Consider the following 22,906-nt stretch of genomic DNA (forward strand, 5'->3'; position numbering starts at 1 on the left):
CTAATAGGAGTTTACCCTCACCGAGGAGCCACGCTGTCCCTTTTCCACCACAATCTGGGTCGGAATACGGTTCTTCATCTCTTCAACGTGCGAAATAAGGCCGATGGTGCGACCGTTCTCACGCAGAGACTCGATGGTGTTCATCACCGTATCCAGGGTTTCGGAGTCGAGCGTACCGAAGCCCTCATCGATGAAGAGGGTGTCCAGCTCGATTCCGCCGTTGTTCGACTGCACCACCTCGGCCAGTCCCAGGGCCAGGGCCAGGGAGGCCAAGAAGGACTCACCGCCGGACAAGGACGCGGCGTCGCGCGGTTCTCCCGTCCAGGTGTCCGTGATGTTCAGGTTCAGGCCCCCGCCGCTACGGCTTCCCTTAGCGCGGTGGTCGCTGAGCTTCATACCGTAGCGACCGTCGCTCATGCGCTGCAGGTGCTTATCCGCGACGTCCAGGATCCGCTCGAATTCACCGCCGAGCACGTAGCTCACCAGGTCCACCTGGTGCGTGTACCCGCCGAGGGTGTCGCCTCGGGCCGCGGCGGCGAGGGCCCCCAGCATCTCGGCCCGATCGTAGCGTTCGGCCGTCCGTTCGCGGAAGGCGACAAACTCACTCCGCAGGGCCCGCAGGGAACGCACGATGCCTTCCCTCTCGCCCTCTCGGCGAACGAGGTGCTGCACCCGCTGGCGCAGTTCCTCGATGCGTCCCCTGAGTTCCTGCTGATCATCCGGGGCCTGTTCGCCCGCGGCCACGCGAGCCGCGACCTCGACCAGGGCTTTGCGGCCCAGGCTTTCGTTCACGCGGGCGGACTCCAGCTCGTAGTCGTTCACGGCCTTCTCGAGGGCCAGAATCTGAGCCTCCGTTCGCTCGGCCGCAATGACCCCGGCGGAATCGGCAAAGGGCGACTCCTGGAGCAACCCCTGAACCTCGACGAGGTGCTTAGAGTGCTCCTCCGCCGCGCGGTTCAGCAGCAGAGAGCCCTGTTCCTCGCGCTGGGCGAGGGCGCGGTAGTTCTCAAGTGCCTCAATACGCTGGGCAAACGGGATGTGAGCCTTGGAAGGCGCCAGCTCTCGAGCCAGGGCGTCACGGCCTTCGAGGCTTTCGCGGTGGAGGGCCTGGGCCTCGGTGAGGGCATCGTGCAGGGTGCTCCGGGTCTCTTCGGCGGCCTTCTGTTCGTCCTCCGCCTGAGCCTGGCGCTTGCGCAGGGCGTCGCGCTCGGCGAGACGGGTCGTCGTCTGCTGAACCCGTTCGCGGGCCTGGGCCAGCTGCCGGGCGCTCTGCTCGGGATCCGTGCGTTCCTGGGCCGCGAGGGTTTCGCTCTGGCTACGGGCGCGGGCCAGCGCCTCAGAAGCCCGGTGATACGCGAGGGTGGCCTTTTCCTTCTCCTCCTCGCGAGCGCGGGAGGCCTCGTGGGCGCGGTCTTCACGGGTCTTGGCTGCGTCCAGATCGGTCTGCTCGACGAGGCTCTCGCCCTCGCGGGCACGGGCGGGGTTGGGATGCTCCGCGGAACCGCACACCGGGCAGGGTTCCCCCTCGGCCAGCTCGCGGGCGAGCAGGGAGGACGCCTGGGCCAGTCGCTGCGCCTGCAGGCTCCTGAAGGCGTCGGTCGCCTCGATAGCGGCTCGGGCGGCTTCCTCCCAGCGTTCCTGAGCCTTCTGCCGGGTGCCGAGGGCTCGTTCCGCTTCCTTCTCGGCCTCGGTGACGGCCCGCCGCGCGGCGTCAATATTCTGCTGGGCCTGCTGGGCTTCGCGGTGCGCCTTCTCGGTGTCCTCGGCCCCGCGGAGGGCAAGAGCGTGCTCTTCCTCGGCCTTCTCGTAGGCCTTCAGGTTCTCCTGAATTTCCCGTGCCCTGGCACCCAAGGTTTCGAGGTTCTGGGCGGCGCTTTCGACCTTCTGGGCCAGCTGCTCGCTCCGGGTTTGGGCCTGTCGGACAGTGCGCTCCTCCTGGGCCAGCTGATCGTCGCGCTTGTGCAGGGCGCGCAGGGAGGCGAGGGTCGCGTCGAGATGCCGGCTGCGGGCCTCCGCGGGCTCTTCAGCCGTACGCGTGGCGAAGAGCTCCTCCTCGGGGTAGGGCACGGCGTCTTCCGCGGGGTCCTCCCCCGCGCGCAGGGCACGGAGCAGGCTCTCGCGGGCGGTCTTCAGGGCGCCGGCGTACTCGGCCTGCCGGGCGCGCTGTTCCTCGATGTCCTGTTCCTCAACGCGCAGCTGGGTGTAACGCGCGGTGAGCGGGGCGGCGGCGCGGGCATCCGCAAGCTCCTTCACGCGTGCTTCGTGCGGTTCCCGTTCCTCAACGAGACGTTCACGGCGCGCGATGAGCTGTTCGTACTCGCCCCAGTCCTTGCGAAGCTGAAGGCGCTCGTTGAGGGTCTGGGCGTGACGGTCAGCTTCGCCGGCGAGGCGGGACTGTTCCAGGTCGTCCCGCGCGGAGGCGGTGCGCGCCTCCTCGACACCGGAGGCGAGCCACGCGTCAAGGGTTTCGGCGGCGACGGTTTCGGGGGTGATCGTATCCGTAGCTTCTGCGGTCTCCGGCCCACCGTCGGCGGGGGATGCTTCGGCCGCCTCCCCCTCGGGGGTGAGCGGGGCGAGGCTTTCGCGAAGAGCCTCCATACCACTCCGGGCACGATTGAGATAGCCGTCGAGGGCCTGTTCATCGTTGGCAACGTCCTGCCGGGCCTGCTTTGCCTCCTCGAGAAGCTCGGCGTACATGGCCTCGATGTGATCTACGGGGAACATCTTCTTGAGCAGTTCTTTACGCTCTACCGGCTTGGACTTGAGGAATTGCGCGAACTGCCCCTGTGCGAGGAGCACGACCTTGAGGAATTGTTCGCGGTTGAGGTGAATACGCTCCGCGATGACGGCGTTGACCTCTTTGACCTGGGAGGCGATGGGCTTCCAGGCCTTATCGTCCTCCGGGTTGCCTCCGGGAAGCAGCTCCTCCACGGTGGCGGTGGCGGCCTTGACGGTCATCTGTCCGGCGCGCTTGCCGCGGGTGATGGGGTGGCTGTACACGGGGGTGCGGTTAATGCGCAGGCGGCGGCCCTGCAGGGTGAGGTCGAGGAAGACGCGGGGCGGGGTGTTGCTGCGTGCCGCGTAGGTGGAGTAGAGCTGCGCGGGGTCGCGGTCGCCGGTGGTGCCGCCGTAGAGGGCGTAGCAGATAGCGTCCAGGATGGTGGTCTTACCGGCGCCGGTGGGACCGTTGAGCAGGAAGACTCCGGCAGCGTTGAGGTCGCCGAAGTCGATGGTCTGCCGGTCGGGGTATGCCATGAAGGCTTCAAATTCGAGGCGGTGCAGAATCATGCGTGGTCTTTCTGAGCGGTGACTCGGTCGGCGATATCGGTGATGACGGCGCGTTCGGGGTCGGTGAGGGGACGCTCGCGAACGTAACGGTGGAATTGGTCGAAGAGGTCCACGGGGTTAATCTTCTGGCTGAGCGGCGGAGCGGCGGGTTTTTCGATGGCTTCGCGGGTGCTGCGGTAGCTGAAGTGCGAGATGGTTTCGTACCGCTTGCGGAGCGTGTCGACCGCGCCGACGGGAAGGGTCTCGTCGGTGAGCTCGATGCGGCAGTAGTAGCCGCGCTCGTAGGGGGTGTATTCGGGGTTGTTGAGCAGGTCGTCCATGGTGCCGCGGAGGGTTTTCATGGGAACGCGGGTCGCCCATTCATGCCCGGTGACGACGGGCTCTTCGCCGGGTGTGAGCTCGATGAGGTAGGCGCCGTTGCGGTTGGTTTCTTCGCTAAAGGAGAAGCCGAGGGGTGAGCCGCTGTAGCGAATGGTCGCGGTGACGGGGTACCGCTTATGAATGTGCCCGAGGGCTACGTAGTCGAAGCCCTCGAAGAGGGAGGCGGGTACCCAGTCGATGCCGCCGACGCTGATGTCGCGTTCGGAGTCGCTGCGGGGCGTGGTGTCGGCGTTGCCTGCGGTGTTGCTGACAGTTGCGTGGCTCATGACGATGACGCGGTCGGCACCTTCGCCGCGGGCTCGACGGTCGGCGATGTCCGCGCGAATGGCATCGGTGACGGCGCCGAGGACGGCGCGGTGAGTGGGCTCAACCCCGAGTGCGGTGGCGTGCAGGCGCGGCGCAAGGTAGGGAATGGCGTAGACGTGCACGCGTTGGGCCCCCTCGACGAGTTCGACGGGGCGGGTGGCGTCCTCGAAAGTGGTTCGGATGTGCACGCCCGAGGTTTCGAAGAGTGCTGATCCGTAGCTGAGGCGGCGGAAGGAATCATGGTTGCCGGAGCTGAGGATAACCTGCACGCCGGCCTGGACGAGGCGGGTGAGAGCCCGGTCGAGCAGGGTGGTGCTTTCGGCGTTGGGGATGCTGCTATCGTAAACGTCCCCGCTAATGAGGAGGGCGTCAACGCCCTCGGCCCGAACGTAGTCGAGCAGTTCGTCGATGAACTGCCGGTGCTTGTCGGTGAGAGGGCTGCGGTGAAAGGTGCGGCCGAGGTGCCAGTCGGAGGTGTGCAGAATCTTCATGGTTTCAGTATGGCACTGCGTCATGTTTTGCGCCTCACAGTTCGTCATTTGCGGCTCGGACCCCACAGCGGCGCAGGCACTCACGCTCGCGGGGGCTCCGTCCTCAAGGCGCCCCAGCGCCGCAGAGGGGGCACTCCCCCGCGAGCATGAGCACGAAGCCGCCTGGTACTTCCCCCGCGCATCCTAACCACCCGTGGGATAATCGCCCTATGAGTTTTTCTGAGTTCACGCGCGCACCCGAGGTTTCTGCTGAGTTTGCGGGCCGGGTGCGCGGCCTGTTGTATGCGTCTGCGCTGGGTGACGCGCTGGGCTATCCCCTTGAGCTGCTGTCGGCGGAGCAGATCGCGGAGCGCAACCCGAAGCCCTGGGAGGCCGCGTACGGCGAGCTGCTAATCAGCGATGATACGCAGCTGACCTGCTACACCCTAGACGGCCTGACGGAGGTTCTGGAGTGGAATAACGAGGGCGCGGCGGCAGATGAGTTGGCGTGCCTGTGGCTGGCGTATTTGCGGTGGTTCCGCGGTATTGGCGAGGCTCCGCCGGAGACCGCCCCGTTTTCGTTGGATCGTGAAATTGATGGGTCGAACGAGTTGACGGCTCGTCGCGGTCCGGGTGCTGCGACGTTGCGGGCGTTGGGTACCGGTGAGATGCAGCTGGTGTCGAAGTCGGTGAACCCTGATGCTCTGGGTAGCGGCGCGCTGGTGCGTTCGGCGGCTCTGGGGCTGTTGCCGGTGGCTCAGGAGCGCACGGTGGTCATGTTGGCGGTGCGCGGTGCGGCATTGACGCACGGCCACCCGGAGGCTTTAGTGTCAGCGGCGGCGTACGCGCTGCTCATCCGCGATTTGTTGGCATCCCCGTCCGGCTCGTTTGACGCGTTGCTGGAGGCGGTGCGTCGTGTGGTGTCGTGGTGCGGTTCGGTTGCCGGGGATGATGCGATTCCGGGTGATGGTGCCCGCACCGTGGAGACGCTGAACCGTGCCTTCGAGCTTTTGGAGCGCGGTGTGGTGCCGGTGCCGCAGGCGGTGGCTGAGCATTTTGGTACGGGGTGGACCGCCCCGGAGCTGCTGGGCACGGCGCTGTGGTGCGCGGCGGATGCGCTGAGGAATCTGCCCGCCGATGCTGATGATGCGACGGTGCGTGGCACCCTGTTTGAGGGGCTGTGCCGCGCGGTGTCAGTGGATTCTGATTCGGATTCGGTGGGCGCGATGGTCGGTATGCTGTGGGCGGCGGCCGGTCTGCCGGTGGGTTCGGAACCTGCGGGTGATGCCTGGGCACAGGCGCTGGGTCGTGTGCGGGGCTTGGATCAGGTGGAGGCGGTTGCGGAACGCTATCTGCGCCAGCTGGGCCTGTAGTAGCGCTGAACCTAGACGGCATAGCGGCGATGCGGAGCGGGGGCTCCGTCCTCAAGGCGCTCAGCGCCGCAGAGGGGGCACTCCCCCGCGAGCATCGTCCGCGTGCCGGTCGTGCGGAACAGTGCCGCGAGCATCGTCCGCGTGCCGGTCGTGCGGAACTGTACCGCGAGCATTGTCCGCAAGCCGGCTGTGCAGAACTTACGCGAGCATCCTCTGCGTGCCGGACAGCAGACCAGCTGCACGAGCATCCGCCAGCACGTTAGAACCGCTAGATATGAACTTTTAGTCCAGGTAATCGCGCAGAACCTGCGAACGCGACGGGTGACGGAGCTTAGACATGGTCTTCGACTCGATCTGGCGGATTCGTTCGCGGGTCACGCCGTAAACCTTGCCGATTTCGTCTAGGGTCTTGGGCTGACCGTCGGTCATGCCGAAGCGCATTGCGACGACACCGGCTTCACGCTCGGAGAGGGTGTCGAGGACGGAGTGGAGCTGCTCCTGCAGAAGGGTGAAGGACACCGCGTCTGCAGGGACGACTGCCTCGGAGTCCTCTATGAGGTCACCGAATTCGGAGTCGCCGTCTTCGCCGAGGGGGGTGTGCAGGGAGATGGGCTCGCGGCCGTACTTCTGAACCTCGATGACCTTTTCGGGGGTCATGTCGAGTTCCTTACCGAGCTCCTCGGGGGTGGGTTCGCGACCGAGGTCCTGAAGCATCTGGCGCTGCACGCGGGCGAGCTTGTTGATGACCTCGACCATGTGCACGGGGATGCGGATGGTGCGGGCCTGGTCTGCCATGGCGCGGGTGATGGCCTGGCGGATCCACCAGGTTGCGTAGGTGGAGAACTTGAAGCCCTTCGAGTAGTCGAACTTCTCGACGGCGCGGATGAGGCCGAGGTTACCTTCCTGGATGAGGTCGAGGAAGAGCATGCCGCGGCCGGTGTAGCGCTTGGCGAGGGAGACGACGAGTCGCAGGTTGGCTTCGAGCAGGTGGTTCTTGGCTCGCTTGCCGTCGTGGACGACCCAGCGCATGGCCTTCTTGAGGTCCTTGTCCATGTCGGGGTTTTCGGCGAGCTTGTGTTCTGCGTAGAGGCCGGCCTCGATGCGCATGGCGAGGTCGACTTCCTGCTGTGCGTTGAGCAGGGAGACCTTACCGATCTGCTTGAGGTAGTCCTTGACGGGGTCGGCGGTTGCGCCGGGGGTGACGACGCGCTGAGCGGGGGCATCGTCGTCGTCGCTGGCAGTGAGAACAAAGCCGGAGCCCTTGGCTGCTACAGCCTCGGCGGCCTTCTTTTCTTCCTTCTTGGCGACGGTGGCTTCGTCTTCTTCAGGCTCTTCGTCGGCGTCGGTGGTTTCGAGATCGTCGTCGAGTTCGAGGTCGAAGTCGTCGCCGGTCTTCTTGCGTCGTCCGCCGGTTTTGCGCTTGGTGGTTGCCTTAGCGGTGGTCTTGCGGGTGCGCTTGGGCTTTTCCGCGGTGGTTGCGGTGGCAGTATCTTCTGCGGTGGTTTCCTTGGCTGCCTCGGAGGTGGTCTTGGCTGCCTTAGTAGCCTTAGTAGTCTTGGTTGCCTTGGTGGCGCGGGTGGTCTTGGCGGCGGTTTCTTCGGTTGCGTCGCCGGTTGCAGTCTTCTTGCTGGGTGCAGGTGCCACTAGTACCCTTTCTGGCTTGTGTTGGGGTGCTTTGTCTGCAAAACACCTAAGACCCTGTCAAGTCTGTGCTGGCGTCCTCTTTGGTGTGTTTGCGACTCTGAACCGATTAACGCTGCGGGACGGGTTTTTATTCCGCTCGCGTTGGTCGTTTACGTGGTGCCGCGGCTCGTTGTACTGAGCTGTTTGAGGGCGCGCTATAGCGCATCGACTGTACGGGGTCAATACATAAGTATTGCAGATTTTCGGGGGCTTTCAACTTGACTGGCCGTAGGTCGGGGTGTTTTTGCGGGGCTTGAGGGTGCTGATGGTGGTCCCTTCAGTAAGCGCGTCGGTATTTGCACGCCGAGCGGTGAGCCAGGCGGGGCAGGTTCCGGTGGCGAGTCGCGCATCGATGATGTTGGGGCTGAGGCGGAGGTCGTGGAGCTGTGCTTCGTGGCGCAACAGGTTGGCGTAGGTGCTGTGTCCCTTGAGCCAGTTGCTCCAGGATTGAAGGGTGCGTAGGGCGCTGTACTCCGCGGTGTTGGAGCCCGGAACGAGAAGGCTGGAGAGAAGCTCGAGGGCGTTGAGACGGCGGTAGTCGGGTGCCTCGACGTCGGCAGACCCGGCGAGCGCGGCGCGGTAGTGGTTGAGGGCCGCGAGGCGGCGGGGTTCGCTCATATAGGTGCTGTTGTTGAGCTGTTGGATGATGTGTTGGTCGCGGTTTTCTTCATCGGTTGCGGGTGCTTCCCCGTCCGTTTCTGCGGCGTAGGGAGAAACCCGACCGCCTCTGTACTCGTGGAGGGTTTCTTCGTGAAGCAGGGAGCTTTCGGCGAGGTCGATTCCGTCGAGCTCGGTGAAGGCCCAGCGCTCGAGATCGGCGGCTTGGATGGTGCGATGGGTTCGGCGAATCCAGTCTTGCCACTGATTGCACTTGGCGGGGACGGTGCGCACGGCGGGCCCCTCGCCTGCCAAGGCGGCGGTGAAACTGCGAGGCATCCGGGCCTTTCGGGTGATGCGCGTGCCGTAATGGGGCGGTTCGATGGGCTCTTCGCGAGGCTCACCGAGGGGTGCGGCGCCGCCGAGGGCATAGTAAATGTAATCGGTGGTGTACCGCTGGATGGCGAGTACCTGCTGGGTTCGGTCGAGGCCGTACCCGGCGAGGTACGCCAGGGTCTCCGGGCTGAGAATTTCGAGGGTGCTGTGCTCCTCGAAGGCGTTGGTGAGGGTGCTGGGCTGCAGGGATGCACGCAGGTGCCCAGCGACCTCGGCGGGGATGAGCTCGCGGAGGGTGTCGCCGATGGTGCGTTTGCTGAGCTCGGGCGGGGTGTTCAGGTAGGGTTCGACAGCGCTGATGGCGGTCTCCCAGTAGCAGAGGTCGAGCTGGGCCTGGCGGTAGGCTCGGTCGGTGGTGGTGACCGGGACGCGTTGAGCGCGGGTTGCGCTCCAGAGCTCGGTGGCGGATTCCCAGTCATCGCGGGCAGAGGGGTTGTTGGTCGTGTCGGTATCCCAGGGGCTCCGGGCGAAGTTGCCGGTTGCGTCGGGCGCGATGCTGTCGCCGAGACTGGTTCGCCATGCCTGGTAGCGGCTGGCGTGAAGGTCTTCGATGGGTCCGAGAAGGGTGAGCGCTTCCATGCGGTCGTTGAGAGCCCACACGGTGGCGGCGCCGGCGTAGATGATGTCTTCGCAGCGTCGTTCGCCGACGATGCGCGGGTCGAAGAGCATGTGTGCCCAGGAGCTGATGCGGCTCTGCGCGGTGATGTCTGCGCCGACTTCGTGCAGGGTCGCGGCGGTTCGGGTGGCTGGGTCGAGTTGGCGTTGGCGTACGGCGTTATCGCCATCGACGATGATGGCGTAGAAGCGGTTGAGGGGCGCCCCGTCGTATTCGGCGGGAATCATGGTGAAGAGGCCGGTGAGGTACACGGCGCGGTGGCTTTCGGGGAGCGGTTCTTCAGGCAGGTTGACGCGCAGGCTGGGGCCGAGGACGGAGTTGTGGGCGGTGAGGATGATGAGGGAGCGTTCGGGCCAGTAGCCGTTGTGGTGGAGGGCGTGGCTGAGAACGTCGTACTCGGTGGAGATTGAGGGAGGCGCGGGGCTCGGGGCGCCGTTCGGAAGACTATCCGTCCGGACGGCTGCGCTCTGGAGGCCATCTCGGGTGTTAGGGTTCTGGGGGCTGGGCTTCTGGGTCTTGCGGTGCTTGTTCATGGTTCCACAATGTCAGGTGCGCCGCCTTGGCATCCGGTAAAGAAAAAATCTGTGGATATCTCCCCTGTGAAGAGAAGAAAATCCACAGATTTATTCGTTTTGTTCGGTTTTTCGGGTACCGCACCGCGGCGGTTCCGTCACATTCGGTCACGAACGCCCCGCTGTACGGTCGGCAGGAGAGCCGCAGATGAAGGCGCCTCTCCCCTCCGCTCGGCCATGCACCTCGACGAATCGGTTAGCGTCTGCCTAGCGTTCCCCTAGTGCTCGTCCAGGAAGCGTTCGAAGAGGGCACCAATCTCGTCGCGGCTCGGAATGTTGTTGGCGTCCCGTCGCGAAAGCGGAATGGCGATATCCGAGGTGCGGTAGTTCTCGTCGTAGTTCTCTTCCATGGTCGTGATCATGCGCCCAATTTCGGGGTTCTGCTTGACCTGGTCGTTAATCTGCCCGTGCACGTGGCGGGCGGCCTCGCGCAAATCGTCGGTGGGTAGCGAGAGATGCGCGGCCATGCCCACGTGCTCGAGGGCGGTGAGGGTGCCCTGCGGCAGGTCGGCCTCGGAGATGTACTGCGGAATATTCACGCCGAATCCCACGGTGTCGTAGCCGTTGTCGGTAAAGAGCACCTCGAGCAGGTTGGTGATGGTCGCGTGCATATCCGCGGTAGGCTTCCACGGCGAGATGCCGCGAATCAGGTCCTTGCGGGAACCATGCGCGGTGACGGGGAAGGGCCGGGTGTGCGGCACGGGCATGGGGTAGGCCGAAACCAGCACGATGAGCGAAGGCTGCAGGCGTCGCACAATGCTGAGCAGGGCCTTCTGAAAACGCTGCCACTGCAGGTCCGGTTCGGCGCCGGTGAGCAGCAGGAAGGGCTGATCGAGGCTATCCTCGACGGCGTAGAGCTTGAGCTGCGGGTACTGCGGGTTCTCGAAGTGGTCCTTCTCGTAGTGCACGAAGGGGCGGCGGGCGCGGTAGTTGTGCAGCTGGTCGCTGTCGAACTCGACGATTTCAATGTTCTTCAGCTCGCTGAGGAGCACCTGCCCGAGCTGTCCGGCGGTGGATCCGGCGTCCTGCGGGCTGGAGAGTGCGATGACGAGGGTCAGCCCGTGCATCCGCGGATCGTCGAGGATTTTGGTGTTAGCTAAGTAGAGGTCTTCGGGATTGAGCATGACAGCCTCCTCACTATGAATCCGTTCGGCCCGCCACACCGTGTTTCGTCGCGGGGCTGGCCGACGCGCCTTTCTGTCATCAGACGCTTTCCGTAGTCTTTCATTCTAGGCCAAGAAGATTGTGTTGGCTTCTATCTCGGCGTTTTCTCGCGGCGGGTGAACGGTCTGCCCCGCATGAGCCAAAATGCTGGGGACCCCCGCGGACGGCTTGCGAGCGTACGCGCCGCACACCCCCGCCCCATCCGGTAGAGTAGAAACGGGTAGTCCGCGTACTTTTGCGCGGCGCATCCCGCCTCTACGGGCACCGTTTCGCACGGTTCGCCAGCTTCGGGTGGGATGGTTTCAAGAAGACATACGCAAAGGAGTAACGATGTCTCTTTCCCTATCGATTCACAGCACCGACCTTGAGGCGCTGGAGGCCGACGTTCTGATCCTGGGTGTTCTGAAGGGTTCCGAGGGCCCGTACCTGGCCCCGAACTCGCTGTCTGAGGATTCCGCCGAGGGTATCAACGAGCTGCTGGAGGCGCTGGGTGCCTCGGGTGCCCCCGATCAGCTGCTACGCCTGCCGGGCCTTGAGGATTCGGGTGCCGGCATCGTGGCCCTGGCTGGTCTGGGTTCCGATCAGGCTACCGGTCAGGAGCGTCTGGATGCCCTGCGCTACGCCGCCGGTTCGGCAAGCCGCCAGCTGGCCGGTTCCGCCGAGGAGATTGCCTTCGATTTCGGCCTGTCCTCCGTGGATGAGATTGAGGCCGTCGCGCACGGCGCCGTGCTGGGTAACTTCATCGAGGAGGGTATGCGCGGCAAGACCCAGGATTCGATCAAGGAAGAGATTGAGTCCGTCCTGATTATTTCCTCGATTGATCCCGATGAGGCGGAGCCCGCACTGGTGCAGGCCTTGGTCCTGGGTGAGACCACCAAGGACGCACGCCGTCTGGTGAACCTGCCCCCGTCGCACCTGTACCCCGAGACCTTCGGTGAGTTTGCGGCTGAGCTGGCCGAGGATTACGCAAACGTTGAGATTGAGCTCTTCCACTACGACCGCCTGGTCGAGGAGGGCTTCGGCGGTATTGCCGGCGTTGGCCAGGGTTCTCCCCGCAAGCCTGTTCTTGCCGTGGTGAAGTACGTCCCCGAGAACCCGAAGGCTCACGTGGCTCTGGTGGGTAAGGGTATCACCTTTGACTCCGGCGGTAACTCGCTGAAGCCCGCCGCTTCGATGATGACCATGAAGTGCGATATGGCCGGTGCCGCAGCCGTGCTGAACGCCGTGGTGGCCTCCGCTGAGCTGGAGGTTCCGGTGGCCGTGACCGGTTACCTGTGCCTGGCCGAGAACATGCCCGGCGGCCACGCCCTGCGCCCCGAGGATGTCATCACCATGCGCGACGGCCACACCGTTGAGGTGCTGAACACCGATGCCGAGGGTCGCCTGGTTATGGCGGACGGTATCGCGCTGGCTTCCGAGGCTAAGCCGGACGTCATTCTGGATATCGCCACCCTGACCGGTGCCGCTATGGCCGCCCTGGGCCTGCGCACCGCGGCTCTGCTGGGTGACGAGGAGATTCGTGAGCGCGTGCAGGCTGCCGGCGCATCCGCCGGTGAAGCTTACTGGCCCATGCCGCTGGAGTCTTACCTGCGCAAGAGCCTGGACTCGCAGGTTGCCGATATTAAGAACATCGGTTCGCGTTTCGGCGGTGCCCTGACCGCGGGCCTGTTCCTGAAGGAGTTCGTGGGCGAGGGTATTCCGTGGGCACACCTGGACATCGCGGGTCCCGCGTTCAACGAGGAGGCACCCTACGGTTACACCCCGAAGGAGGGTACCGGCTTCGGTACCGCAACCCTGGTGAACTTCATCCAGTCCTACGCCAAGTAGAGGGTTCGGCTGCGCCGGGACTCTTGCAGAGGGCTTCCTCTCTGCAGTGTTTCCGCTGATTGCTGAACGGTTATATAGGGATGCGCGAGGCGCTTTGGCCGAACAGGCCGGGGCGCCTCGCGCGTTGCGTTGAGGTCATTTCCGCCTTTTCTCGGTTCGTCGGAGAGGGAGCTTTTCTTCTCCCGCCCGGGCCTTTCGGCATCCCCGTGCGAGAACGGCCCGGGCGGGGTGTCCAGCATGCTATATGCCTCGAATTTTTTGGCCTCTTTGCGGGATTATTTGGCTAAAAACCACCCTGAGTGAACTTAAAGGGGCGGTATCGGGGGTATTCTTGTATTAAGTGTTTTTCTGCGTACGCGGATGGGCGCGCGTCTTTTTGATGCGGGCCTGCTGTGTGTGCCGGGGAACCTACCAATAAGGTAAGAACTCATTGCACGGGGTCGTACCCCACCAACTATGCAAGGGAGCAATATCGTGGCTCAAGAATTCGATATCCTCATCCTCGGCGGCGGTTCCGCTGGTTACTCTGCAGCTATTCGCGCACGCCAGCTGGGCTTCACCGTCGGTCTGATTGAGAAGGAAAAGGTCGGCGGCACCTGCCTGCACACCGGCTGCATCCCCACCAAGGCCTACCTGCACGCTGCTGAGCTGGCCGAGGACGCACGCGAGGCATCCAAGGTCGGTGTCAACGCTGTTCTGCAGTCCATCGAGATGGGCAAGGTTCGCGATTACAAGGACGGAATCGTCTCCGGTAAGTTCAAGGGTCTTGCAGGCCTGCTGAAGATGAAGGGCGTAGAGGTTATCCCCGGCGAGGGTAAGCTGACCGCTCAGGACACCATCACCGTCGGTGGTGTTGAGTACAAGGGTAAGAACATTATCCTGGCATCCGGCTCGGTCTCCAAGACCTTCGGTCTGCCCATTGAAGGTCGCGTTCTGACCTCCACTGAGGCACTGGAGATGGACTACCTGCCCAAGAGCGCTATCGTGCTCGGTGGCGGCGTGATTGGTTGCGAGTTCGCATCCATGTGGAACGCTATGGGCGTTGACGTCACCATCATCGAGGGCCTGCCGAACCTGGTTCCCAACGAGGACCCGGCAATCATCAAGGTTCTGGAGCGTGCGTTCAAGAAGCGCGGCATCAAGTTCAACACCGGCACCCTCTTCGAGAAGGTTGAGCAGGACGCTAACGGTGCTAAGGTCACCCTGGCTGACGGCAAGGTCTTCGAGGCAGAGATCGTTCTGGTCGCTGTTGGTCGTGGCCCGAACACCGCAAACATGGGCTACGAGGAGCAGGGCATCCCCATGGATCGCGGCTTCGTCCTGGCTAACGAGCGCCTGCACACCGGCGTTGGCAACATCTACGCTATTGGTGACATCGTCCCCGGCGTTCAGCTGGCTCACCGCGGTTACCAGCAGGGTATCTTCGTTGCTGAGGAAATCGCTGGCCTGAACCCCACCATCGTTGAAGACATCAACATCCCCAAGGTCACCTTCTGCGATCCCGAGATTGCATCCGTCGGTTACTCCGAGCCCAAGGCTAAGGAGAAGTTCGGCGCTGAGAACGTTGAGACCGCTGAGTACAACCTGGCTGGTAACGGTAAGTCCTCTATCCTCGGTGCTACCGGTATCGTGAAGGTTGTCCGCCAGAAGGACGGCCCCATCGTTGGTGTTCACGCTATTGGTAAGCGCATGGGTGAGCAGATTGGTGAGGCTCAGATGTGGGTTGCTTGGGAAGCATTCCCCGAGGACGTCGCTAAGTTCGTCCACGCACACCCGACTCAGAACGAGTCTCTGGGTGAGGCAGCAATGCTCCTGAACGGCACCCCGCTGCACAGCGCATAATCCAGGCGCACATATTTTTACTGGCTGATGTTTTTCGCGTCGGCTTAGTTACGACCTTTCAGGTCAAGGCGGTGACGGGCGTATCCGCTGAACAACGCCCCGCACCCGGATGCGTGCTCCCCGGTTCTGAACCGGGCGCGCGCGTCCGGGTTGCCGCCCCACATTTTTCTAGTTCAAGCATTCACCAAGGAGAACGGGAAAGATTATGTCCCACACCGTAGTACTGCCCGCACTGGGCGAGTCCGTGACCGAGGGTACCGTCACCCGCTGGCTCGTAGAGGTCGGCGACACCATTGAGGTTGACGCTCCCCTGGTTGAGGTTTCCACCGACAAGGTTGACACCGAGGTTCCCTCCCCCGTAGCAGGCGTTGTCGAGCAGATTCTCGTCCCCGAGGACGAGGACGTCGAGGTCGGCGCTGCTCTGGCTATCATTGGCGACGGTTCCGGCGCTGCTGCTCCGGTTGCTCCCGCCGCTGCCGCTGCACCCGCAGCTCCCGCTCCGGCTGCTGAGGCTCCCGCAGCACCCGCTCCGGCTGCTCCCGCCGCTGGCTCCGCTTCCGGCACCGAGGTCCTGCTGCCCGCACTGGGCGAGTCCGTGACCGAGGGCACCGTGACCCGCTGGCTGAAGGAAGTTGGCGAGCAGGTTGAGGTTGACGAGCCCCTGGTTGAGGTTTCCACCGACAAGGTTGACACCGAGGTTCCCTCCCCCGTTGCAGGTACCCTGCTCGAGATCCGCATCCCCGAGGATGAGGACGCAGAGGTTGGCCAGGTCCTGGCTATCATCGGTGACGCTTCCGCTGCTGCTGCTCCCGCCGCTCCGGCTCCCGCAGCTGCTCCGGCCGCTCCCGCAGCTCCCGCCGCACCTGCCGCACCGGCTGCTGCTCCCGCCGCACCTGCCGCTCCGGCAGCTGCTGAGGGTGAGGCATACGTGACCCCGCTGGTCCGTAAGCTCGCTAAGGACAACGGCATCGACCTGTCCACCGTGAAGGGCACCGGTGTTGGTGGCCGCATCCGCAAGCAGGATGTTCAGGCTGCTATCGCCGCTAAGGGTTCCGCTGCTCCCGCCGCTGCTGCACCCGCTGCAGCTGCTGCTCCGGCTGCTGGTTCCGCAAAGGCACCGCACACCTTCGAGGTTTCCCCCAAGCGTGGCACCGTCGAGAAGACCGCACGCATCCGCCAGGTCATCGCAAAGCGTATGCGCGAGTCTCTGGACATCTCCACCCAGCTGACCCAGGTCACCGAGGTTGACGTGACCCGCGTTGTCCAGCTGCGTGCAAAGGCTAAGGACGGCTTCGTTGCTCGCGAGGGCGCAAAGCTGACCTTCCTGCCCTTCTTCGTCCAGGCAACCGCTGAGGCTCTGCAGCAGCACCCCGCTCTGAACGCTTCCATGACCGAGGACTACAAGCAGATTACCTACCACGGCTCCGAGAACATCGCTATTGCTGTGGACACCCCCAAGGGTCTGCTGGTTCCCGTCATCAAGAACGCTTCCGACCTGGGCATTGCTGGCCTGGCAAAGGCTATCGCCGACCTGGGTGGCCGCGCACGTACCGGCGACATCTCCCCCGAGGAGCTGTCGGGTTCGACCTTCACCATCACCAACATTGGTTCCTTCGGTGCACTGTTCGACACCCCGATCATCAACCAGCCGAACGTTGCAATCCTCGGTACCGGTTCGATTGTGAAGCGCCCCATGGTTATCCAGGATGCAGACGGTAACGACGTTATCGCTATCCGCTCCATGTGCTACCTGTCCCTCACCTACGACCACCGCGTGGTCGACGGTGCAGACGCAGGTCGCTTCCTGCGCACCGTCAAGACCCGCCTGGAGGAGGCAAACTTCGAGTCCGAGCTGGGTCTCTAAGACCTGCACAGACTCAAGGAAGTTTCCTTGTGGCGGTACCCTGACGGGTAACCGAGCGTAGCTCCGCCGGTTTTTCCGGTGGGCGTGTAAAAGCGGCGGTCCCATCCACTTCGGTGGGTGGGACCGCCGCTTTTGTGTTCCCGCAAAGCCGCGGTTATACGGGTTCGGCGCGGACGATTTCCCAGCCTTGCTCTCCACGGTGCAGCTCGAAAATAACTTTTTGGCGGGTGATCCCATTTTCTTCGCTGAGTTTGCGGGCCTGCTTCTCCTCAGCGCTGGGCCGGTATCCCGATGCCGAAACCACCGCGACGATGCGCAGGTCTTCCCCGCCTCCGGCGGAATCTTCGATGCTTTCGAGAATGAGCTCGGCGCCGCCTCGGGCGCGGCGTTCACGGTTGCGCTGGTCGAGAAGGGCCCTCAGCACCGCCTCTGGGTTTTCGCGTTCCCCCGCCGCCGATACGTCGGGAGCATCGCGTGCCGTGGGGGATTCACCGGAGGCGGCGTGCACCTGAGCCGAGGCTTCTACCTCTCCCCCGTTGAGAGTCAGCATGCCGGCAGAGGTCGCGAGCGCGGCCAGGGTCAGCGCGGTGGCCCCGAGCCGCATCGGGGTGTTAAGCCGCAAGCCTTTGGCGATTTTCTTGTCAGCTCCTGTGTCGGCGTTTACGAGCCGTCGGGCGAGGTGGGTAGCGGGTGGGCGGGCTCTCCCGGGGGTGTGCCTCCCCGACTTTCCGCGTTGTGTCACCATCCCGCGGGTTTCTAAGAATTTGCGGACCTTTTCTCGGGTCTTCTCGAGCGGGGTGTCCCGCGCGCTATCCTCTCGTTCCGGAGCGGCGGGAATCAGCATCCGGGCCCGTTCGGAGCAGCTGAGGTACACGTTAATGGGCCTGGAGTCGAGGTCAAGATCAAGCACGGGGTTCAGACCGATGCGGGCCAGCCGGGCGGCCGGGGCATCCAGCAGGTACTCGAGGGCACGGCCGAGGTTTCGAGCCCGGTCGGTGCTCCAATCGGCGCCCCGGTCGGCTTCGGTTTTTGTTCCGGGGCCGAGGCGCAGGCTGAGGGGCACGCGGGCCTCGGCCGGTTCGGGGTCGTGCCCGCAGGCGGCGCGCCATAGCAGGGCTGCGGCGGAGCGCACGTACTCGCCCGCCCACGCGTAGCTTGTGGGTTCTGCGTTCTTTTGGGGAGCGGGTTCCGCGGCAATATAGGAGCTCTCCGGGAGCAGCAGTCGGGGCTTGCCTCCGGCCGTGAGTCCCACGTACTCGGCAGAGATTACTCCGTACCGCTCCCCCGCTTCGCGCAGGGTCTCGATGGCCTCGTGCAGAGAGCGGGCCAGGGTCACGAGCTCTTCGATTTCTAGCGGGCGCAGGGCCAGCAGCCGGTCCAGGGTTCCCGCATCAAGCGGTTCGTAGTAGAGGCTCACCGTGTTGTTCTCGCCCGAGGGGCCGCTCATCCCGCAGAGCCGCGCGAGTCCTGGACCGTTTGCGGGCCTCGGGGTTATCGATTTCCCCGGGATCTTGAAGATGCGCCGGGTGTAGCGCCCCGGGCGCAGAGCCGGTTCGACGCGCATCTCTAAGGGGCAATCGACAATGTTCAGGGTGCCCACGGCGGGGTTTCCGATGGTTTCGAGCAGGAATACTTCATCGTTATTCATGGCTTAATACTATCAAATTACATTAAATAATTTCATTAAATACCCAAAGATAAAATTAAACCTCTAAGCCCTAGTCTTCAGCACCGCTCACCTACCAGTACACAAGGTATTGTGTCGCCCCGTGTTCGCTCATCATATAATTCAGGGCGACCTAATTTTCATCAGCTCATCCGCGGGTCTAAGGTAGAGGTATGTCTGTGACTATTGAACGAGTGGGCTTCGCCCCGAACTATGTGAACTATGTCGAGTGCCTCGAGGACCAGTACCGCATCCATGATGAGGTGGCCAACCGCACCCGCCAGAACACCATTCTTCTACTGGAGCACGAGCCCGTCATCACGGCCGGAAAGCGCACCGAAGACCACGAGTACCCCGCAGACAAATCCACCCCGGTCGTCAAGATTGACCGCGGCGGCAAGCTCACCTGGCACGGTCCGGGCCAGCTGACCGCCTACCCCATCCTTCGCCTACCCGAACCCATCGACGTGGTGGCCTACGTGCGCATTGTCGAGGAGATTATCATCAACGTCCTGGCGGGCCTGGGTATCAAGGGTGAGCGCGTCGAGGGCCGCAGCGGTGTATGGATTCTGGGCGATGGCAAGACCCAGGATAAGAAGATCGCCGCCCTGGGCATGCGCGTTTCGCGTAACACCACCATGCACGGCTTCGCCATCAACTGCTGCAACGATCTTGAGCCCTTCGCTCAGTTCATCCCCTGCGGCATTAGCGATGCGGGCGTCACCTCGATTTCTGAGCAGCTGGGTCGCACCGTTACCCCCGCCGAAATCCTGGAGCCGCTGGAGGCCGAGCTGGTGAAGTACCAGGACCGCCTGGCCGAATCCTTCGAGCCGGTCAGCACCTAAGCGGCCGGTTCGTCACCTATACGTCATATATTAAACTCACTTACACTTACGCCGCACCGGGCGTAGAATAGGACGTGGCCCGATTGAGCAGAGGGCACGTCGAACCCAAGGAGAAGACCTTTGAGCACCAAGCCTGACGGACGCAAGCTGCTGCGCGTGGAGGCTCGCAACGCCGAGACTCCCATCGAGAAGAAGCCTCACTGGATTAAGACCAAGGCCATTGTCGGCCCCGAGTACAACGAGATGCGCGAGCTGGCTCGTGGCCAGGGTCTGCACACCGTGTGTGAAGAGGCCGGTTGCCCCAACATCTACGAGTGCTGGGAGGACCGTGAGGCAACCTACCTGATTGGCGGCTCCGAGTGCACCCGTCGTTGCGACTTCTGCAACATTGCGACGGGTAAGCCCGTCGCTGTGGACTACGCTGAGCCTTTCAAGGTGGCAAAGAACGTGAAGGTCATGGGTCTGCGCTACGCTACCGTGACCGGCGTGGCCCGTGACGATCTGGAAGACGGCGGTGCGTGGCTGTACGCAGAGACCACCCGCCAGATTCACAAGATGTGCCCGAACACCGGCGTCGAGATGCTCGTCCCCGACTTCAAGGGTGTTCCCGAGCACGTCCAGAAGGTGATTGACGCGAAGCCCGAGGTGTTCGCCCACAACCTGGAGACCGTTCCCCGTATCTTCCGCCAGATTCGCCCGGCGTTCCGTTACGAGCGTTCCCTGGATGTCATCACCCAAGCTAAGGAAGGCGGCATGGTCACCAAGTCCAACCTGATTCTGGGCATGGGCGAGACCGACGACGAGATTTACGAGGCGCTGTGCGACCTGCACGATGCCGGCTGTGACATCATTACCCTCACCCAATACCTGCGCCCCGGCCCGCTCTTCCACCCCATCGAGCGTTGGGTGAAGCCGCAGCAGTTCGTGGACTTCGCAAACATGGCTGAGGAGATTGGCTTCGCCGGCGTTATGGCCGGCCCGATGGTTCGTTCTTCCTACCGCGCGGGTCGCCTGTGGGCTCGCGCGATGCGCAAGAACGGCTACCCCATCCCCGAGAACCTGGCTCACATCGAGAGTGAGGGCGCTGCCCTGCAGGAAGCCTCCTCTCTGGTGGCTGCGGGCTACTAAGCCGTTTCAGATTCCGTCTGAAGCGTGGAGGCTCCCCAAACCGGTATTCAGCTGGTATTCGGGGAGCCTTCCCTTATGCCCCGGCCATTGTGCGGGTAGGGTAAACTAGATAAATTGCAGGCACACTGCATCGTTACGTCACTATGGTTCCGTGAGCGTTTGAGGCGCTTCGGGATCGCGGAAGAACCACCGAGGAAGAATCGTGGCAGATAAGCGCGAAGAGAAGAAAAAGAAGAAGGAACGCACTCCGGGCACCTTTGCCCAGATGAAGCAGGTCTACCAGATGACCAAGAAGTCCGACCCGAATATCGGTTGGATTCTGAGCCTGGCCGCCCTGGGCACTCTCCTGGTCTTTATCCTCATCGGCGTTGCCCTGGGTAACTGGATTACCTTCCTTATTCTGGGTCTGGGTGCCGCCGCCGTTGTGGCCATGCTGATTCTGAGCCGTCGCGCGGAGGCCGCCGCCTTCTCGCAGATTGAGGGTCAGCCCGGCCGAAGCGGTGCAGCTATGAACTCGGTGCGTCGCGGCTGGCAGGTTGAGGAGCAGCCGGTGGCCGCTAACCGCAACCAGGATATGGTGTTCCGTGCGCTGGGCCGCCCCGGCATCGTACTGGTGACCGAAGGTCCCCACAGCCGCGTGAATGTCCTGGTGAACACCGAGAAGAAGCACCTGAACCGTGTGGCTCCCGGCGTGCCCGTGCACGTGATTGAGACCGGCCACGATGAGGGCCAGGTGGAGCTCAAGGACGTCGTGAAGACCATGAACAAGCTGCCCAAGGCTCTGACCCAGCAGGAGGTGCAGGCGGTGGGCGGTCGTTTGAAGACCCTGAACCACATGCGCAACCCGATGAACGGTCTGCCCAAGGGCGTCGACCCGATGCGTGCGCGCCCCGATCGTCGCGCGATGCGCGGCCGCTAGGCAATACTAGGCCCCGACCTCTCCCCGCGGAGGGTCGGGGCCTTCGTTGTACCCGGGGTCGTTATTGCCGGTGGCGTTCCGCTGCCACCGGGCGCGAAAGATGAGACACAGAAAAAACAGAGATGTTACCTGTTTCCCAAATTTGTAACATTGACGAAACACGTTAGTCATGCACCCGAAAAAAATACCTACTATGCTGGATATGTCCGGGTGATTCGTGATTCGCCCGAAACCGACACTAGACAAACAGGTTGAGGTGTCGCGGCGGGTTACTATTCCTCCTCCGCACTCAATCAAACAAGGAGCAGTCCTCATGTTTACCAGCCCCCAGGAAGTCCTCGATTTCATTAAGAACGAAGACGTCGTCTTCGTCGACATTCGATTTACCGACATGCCCGGCGTGCAGCAGCACTTCAACCTGCCCGCCAAGGCGATTGATGACGATTTCTTCGTCAACGGCCAGCTTTTTGATGGCTCCTCCATTCGCGGCTTCCAGGGCATTGCAGAGTCCGATATGCAGCTGATTCCCGACGTTCAGTCCGCATACGTTGACCCCTTCCGCATTGAGAAGACCCTGGTCATCATCTGCTCCATCGTGAACCCCCGTACCGGCGAGCCCTACCACCGCGATCCCCGCGGCGTTGCCGAGCGCGCCGAGGCATACCTGCAGTCCACCGGCATTGCAGACACCGCGTTCTTCGCCTCCGAGGCTGAGTTCTTCGTCTTCGAGGATGTGCGCTACCAGGTCGAGCCGAACTCCGTGTTCTACAAGATTGACTCTGACGAGGCTCCCTGGAACACCGGCCGTAAGGAAGAGGGCGGCAACCTGGGCAACAAGACCCCCGTCAAGGGCGGTTACTTCCCCGTCTCCCCCGTCGACAAGCAGGCTGACCTGCGTGACGCAATGTGCGTGGCTCTGGACGAGGTTGGCCTCGAGGTCGAGCGTAGCCACCACGAGGTGGGCGCAGCCGGCCAGGCAGAGATTAACTACAAGTTCGACACCCTGACCAAGGCCGCTGACGATCTGCTGAAGTTCAAGTACGTTATCAAGGGCACCGCAGATGCCTGGGGCAAGTCCGTGACCTTCATGCCCAAGCCCGTCTTCGGCGATAACGGTTCGGGTATGCACTGCCACCAGTCGCTGTGGCAGAACGGTGAGCCCCTCTTCTACGACGAGCGCGGCTACGCCAACCTCTCCGACATCGCTCGCTGGTACATCGGCGGTCTGATTGAGCACTCCTCCGCTGTTCTGGCCTTCACCAACCCGACCGTGAACTCCTACAAGCGTCTGGTTCCCGGCTACGAGGCTCCCGTGAACATGGTGTACTCGCAGGGTAACCGTTCGGCAGGTATCCGTATCCCGATTACCGGTACCAACCCGAAGGCTAAGCGCCTCGAGTTCCGTGCACCCGACCCCTCGGCTAACCCCTACTTCGCGTTTGCAGCTCAGCTGATGGCTGGTCTGGACGGTATCCGCAACCGCATCGAGCCGCCCGCCCCGATTGACAAGGACCTGTACGAGCTACCCGCCGAGGAAGCCAAGGACATCAAGAAGGCTCCCGCTAACCTGGAGGCCGCTCTGGAAGCTCTCGAGGCTGACCACGACTTCCTGCTCGAGGGTGGCGTGTTCACCGAGGATCTGATTCAGGCTTGGATTGATTACAAGCGTAAGAACGAGCTGGAGCCCCTCTCGCTGATTCCGCACCCGCTCGAGTACCAGCTGTACTACGGCGTCTAAGAGCTACCCTATTTCAGTAGCTAGCCTGTAGCTGTTCCCCGCACACCCGTGAGGTGCGCGGGGAACAGCCGTTTAACCCACCCCCTACCGGCCCTGATGCGATTCGCGTGCGCCGCGGCATCTGTCACCCGTTCAGGTTATAAGGTTTTGGGAATTCGCGAGGCCCCGCGCGCTGAATCGTTATCCCTGGTTCAAGCCTGTGACTTGCGCTTAGAGCGACTCTAAGGATTA

General features: G+C 63.1%; 14 protein-coding genes. 8 read left to right on the forward strand and 6 right to left on the reverse strand.

Annotated features, from left to right (window positions below):
• Positions 1-3,288 (reverse strand): AAA family ATPase, encoded by a 3,288-nt coding sequence (locus tag ADJ95_RS05180; protein WP_049333243.1) that lies wholly within the window; start codon positions 3,286-3,288, stop codon positions 1-3.
• Positions 3,285-4,490: an exonuclease SbcCD subunit D gene (locus ADJ95_RS05185; RefSeq protein WP_239662794.1), complete on the reverse strand. Its 1,206-nt coding sequence runs from the start codon at positions 4,488-4,490 to the stop codon at positions 3,285-3,287. Before ADJ95_RS05185 ends, ADJ95_RS05180 begins: the two co-directional genes overlap by 4 nt.
• Before the next feature lie 185 nt (positions 4,491-4,675).
• Between ADJ95_RS05185 and ADJ95_RS05190 the strand changes: the two genes are divergently transcribed.
• Complete coding sequence (locus ADJ95_RS05190) at positions 4,676-5,818, forward strand: ADP-ribosylglycohydrolase family protein (RefSeq protein ID WP_049333247.1); 1,143 nt, start codon at positions 4,676-4,678, stop codon at positions 5,816-5,818.
• A gap of 282 nt (positions 5,819-6,100) precedes the next feature.
• Here the strand turns inward: ADJ95_RS05190 and ADJ95_RS05195 are convergent, their stop codons facing one another.
• The 3 genes from ADJ95_RS05195 to ADJ95_RS05205 all read right to left on the reverse strand — a co-directional run bounded on the left by ADJ95_RS05195 (position 6,101) and on the right by ADJ95_RS05205 (position 10,806).
• Positions 6,101-7,462 carry an RNA polymerase sigma factor gene (locus ADJ95_RS05195; protein ID WP_049333249.1) on the reverse strand — a complete coding sequence of 454 codons (1,362 nt, stop codon included), beginning with the start codon at positions 7,460-7,462 and terminating at the stop codon, positions 6,101-6,103.
• Positions 7,463-7,714: 252 nt separating this feature from the next.
• A complete protein-coding gene (locus tag ADJ95_RS05200) occupies positions 7,715-9,643 on the reverse strand; it encodes a hypothetical protein (protein ID WP_049333250.1) in 1,929 nt (642 codons plus the stop codon).
• Between the two features lie 257 nt (positions 9,644-9,900).
• Positions 9,901-10,806 (reverse strand): proteasome assembly chaperone family protein, encoded by a 906-nt coding sequence (locus tag ADJ95_RS05205; RefSeq protein ID WP_049333251.1) that lies wholly within the window; start codon positions 10,804-10,806, stop codon positions 9,901-9,903.
• 370 nt (positions 10,807-11,176) lie between these two features.
• Here ADJ95_RS05205 and ADJ95_RS05210 point away from each other — a divergent pair, with 370 nt between their 5' ends.
• The 3 genes from ADJ95_RS05210 (at position 11,177) to sucB (ending at position 16,379) form a co-directional block, all read left to right on the forward strand.
• The gene (locus tag ADJ95_RS05210; RefSeq protein ID WP_049333253.1) at positions 11,177-12,673 is read left to right on the forward strand and encodes a leucyl aminopeptidase; all 1,497 of its coding nucleotides are present in this window, start codon (positions 11,177-11,179) and stop codon (positions 12,671-12,673) included.
• A 456-nt stretch (positions 12,674-13,129) separates the two neighbouring features.
• Positions 13,130-14,515, forward strand: coding sequence for a dihydrolipoyl dehydrogenase (lpdA, locus tag ADJ95_RS05215; RefSeq protein WP_049333255.1), 1,386 nt, complete (start codon positions 13,130-13,132; stop codon positions 14,513-14,515).
• 205 nt (positions 14,516-14,720) lie between these two features.
• Complete coding sequence (gene sucB, locus ADJ95_RS05220) at positions 14,721-16,379, forward strand: 2-oxoglutarate dehydrogenase, E2 component, dihydrolipoamide succinyltransferase (RefSeq protein ID WP_049333257.1); 1,659 nt, start codon at positions 14,721-14,723, stop codon at positions 16,377-16,379.
• Positions 16,380-16,533: 154 nt separating this feature from the next.
• On the opposite strand, the gene ADJ95_RS05225 is transcribed toward sucB, so the two are convergent.
• Complete coding sequence (locus ADJ95_RS05225) at positions 16,534-17,826, reverse strand: peptidase (protein WP_152691707.1); 1,293 nt, start codon at positions 17,824-17,826, stop codon at positions 16,534-16,536.
• 392 nt (positions 17,827-18,218) lie between these two features.
• Here ADJ95_RS05225 and lipB point away from each other — a divergent pair, with 392 nt between their 5' ends.
• The 4 genes from lipB (at position 18,219) to glnA (ending at position 22,675) form a co-directional block, all read left to right on the forward strand.
• Positions 18,219-18,890: a lipoyl(octanoyl) transferase LipB gene (gene lipB, locus ADJ95_RS05230; protein WP_049333260.1), complete on the forward strand. Its 672-nt coding sequence runs from the start codon at positions 18,219-18,221 to the stop codon at positions 18,888-18,890.
• A 120-nt stretch (positions 18,891-19,010) separates the two neighbouring features.
• On the forward strand, positions 19,011-20,018 hold the full coding sequence (lipA, locus tag ADJ95_RS05235) for a lipoyl synthase (protein ID WP_049333262.1): 1,008 nt from the start codon (positions 19,011-19,013) through the stop codon (positions 20,016-20,018).
• Between the two features lie 202 nt (positions 20,019-20,220).
• Complete coding sequence (locus ADJ95_RS05240) at positions 20,221-20,937, forward strand: DUF4191 domain-containing protein (RefSeq protein ID WP_049333265.1); 717 nt, start codon at positions 20,221-20,223, stop codon at positions 20,935-20,937.
• Positions 20,938-21,250: 313 nt separating this feature from the next.
• Positions 21,251-22,675: a type I glutamate--ammonia ligase gene (gene glnA, locus ADJ95_RS05245; protein WP_049333266.1), complete on the forward strand. Its 1,425-nt coding sequence runs from the start codon at positions 21,251-21,253 to the stop codon at positions 22,673-22,675.
• The last annotated feature ends 231 nt before the right edge of the window (positions 22,676-22,906 follow it).

Source organism: Rothia mucilaginosa (assembly GCF_001061665.1).
GTDB classification, from domain to species: domain Bacteria; phylum Actinomycetota; class Actinomycetes; order Actinomycetales; family Micrococcaceae; genus Rothia; species Rothia mucilaginosa_A.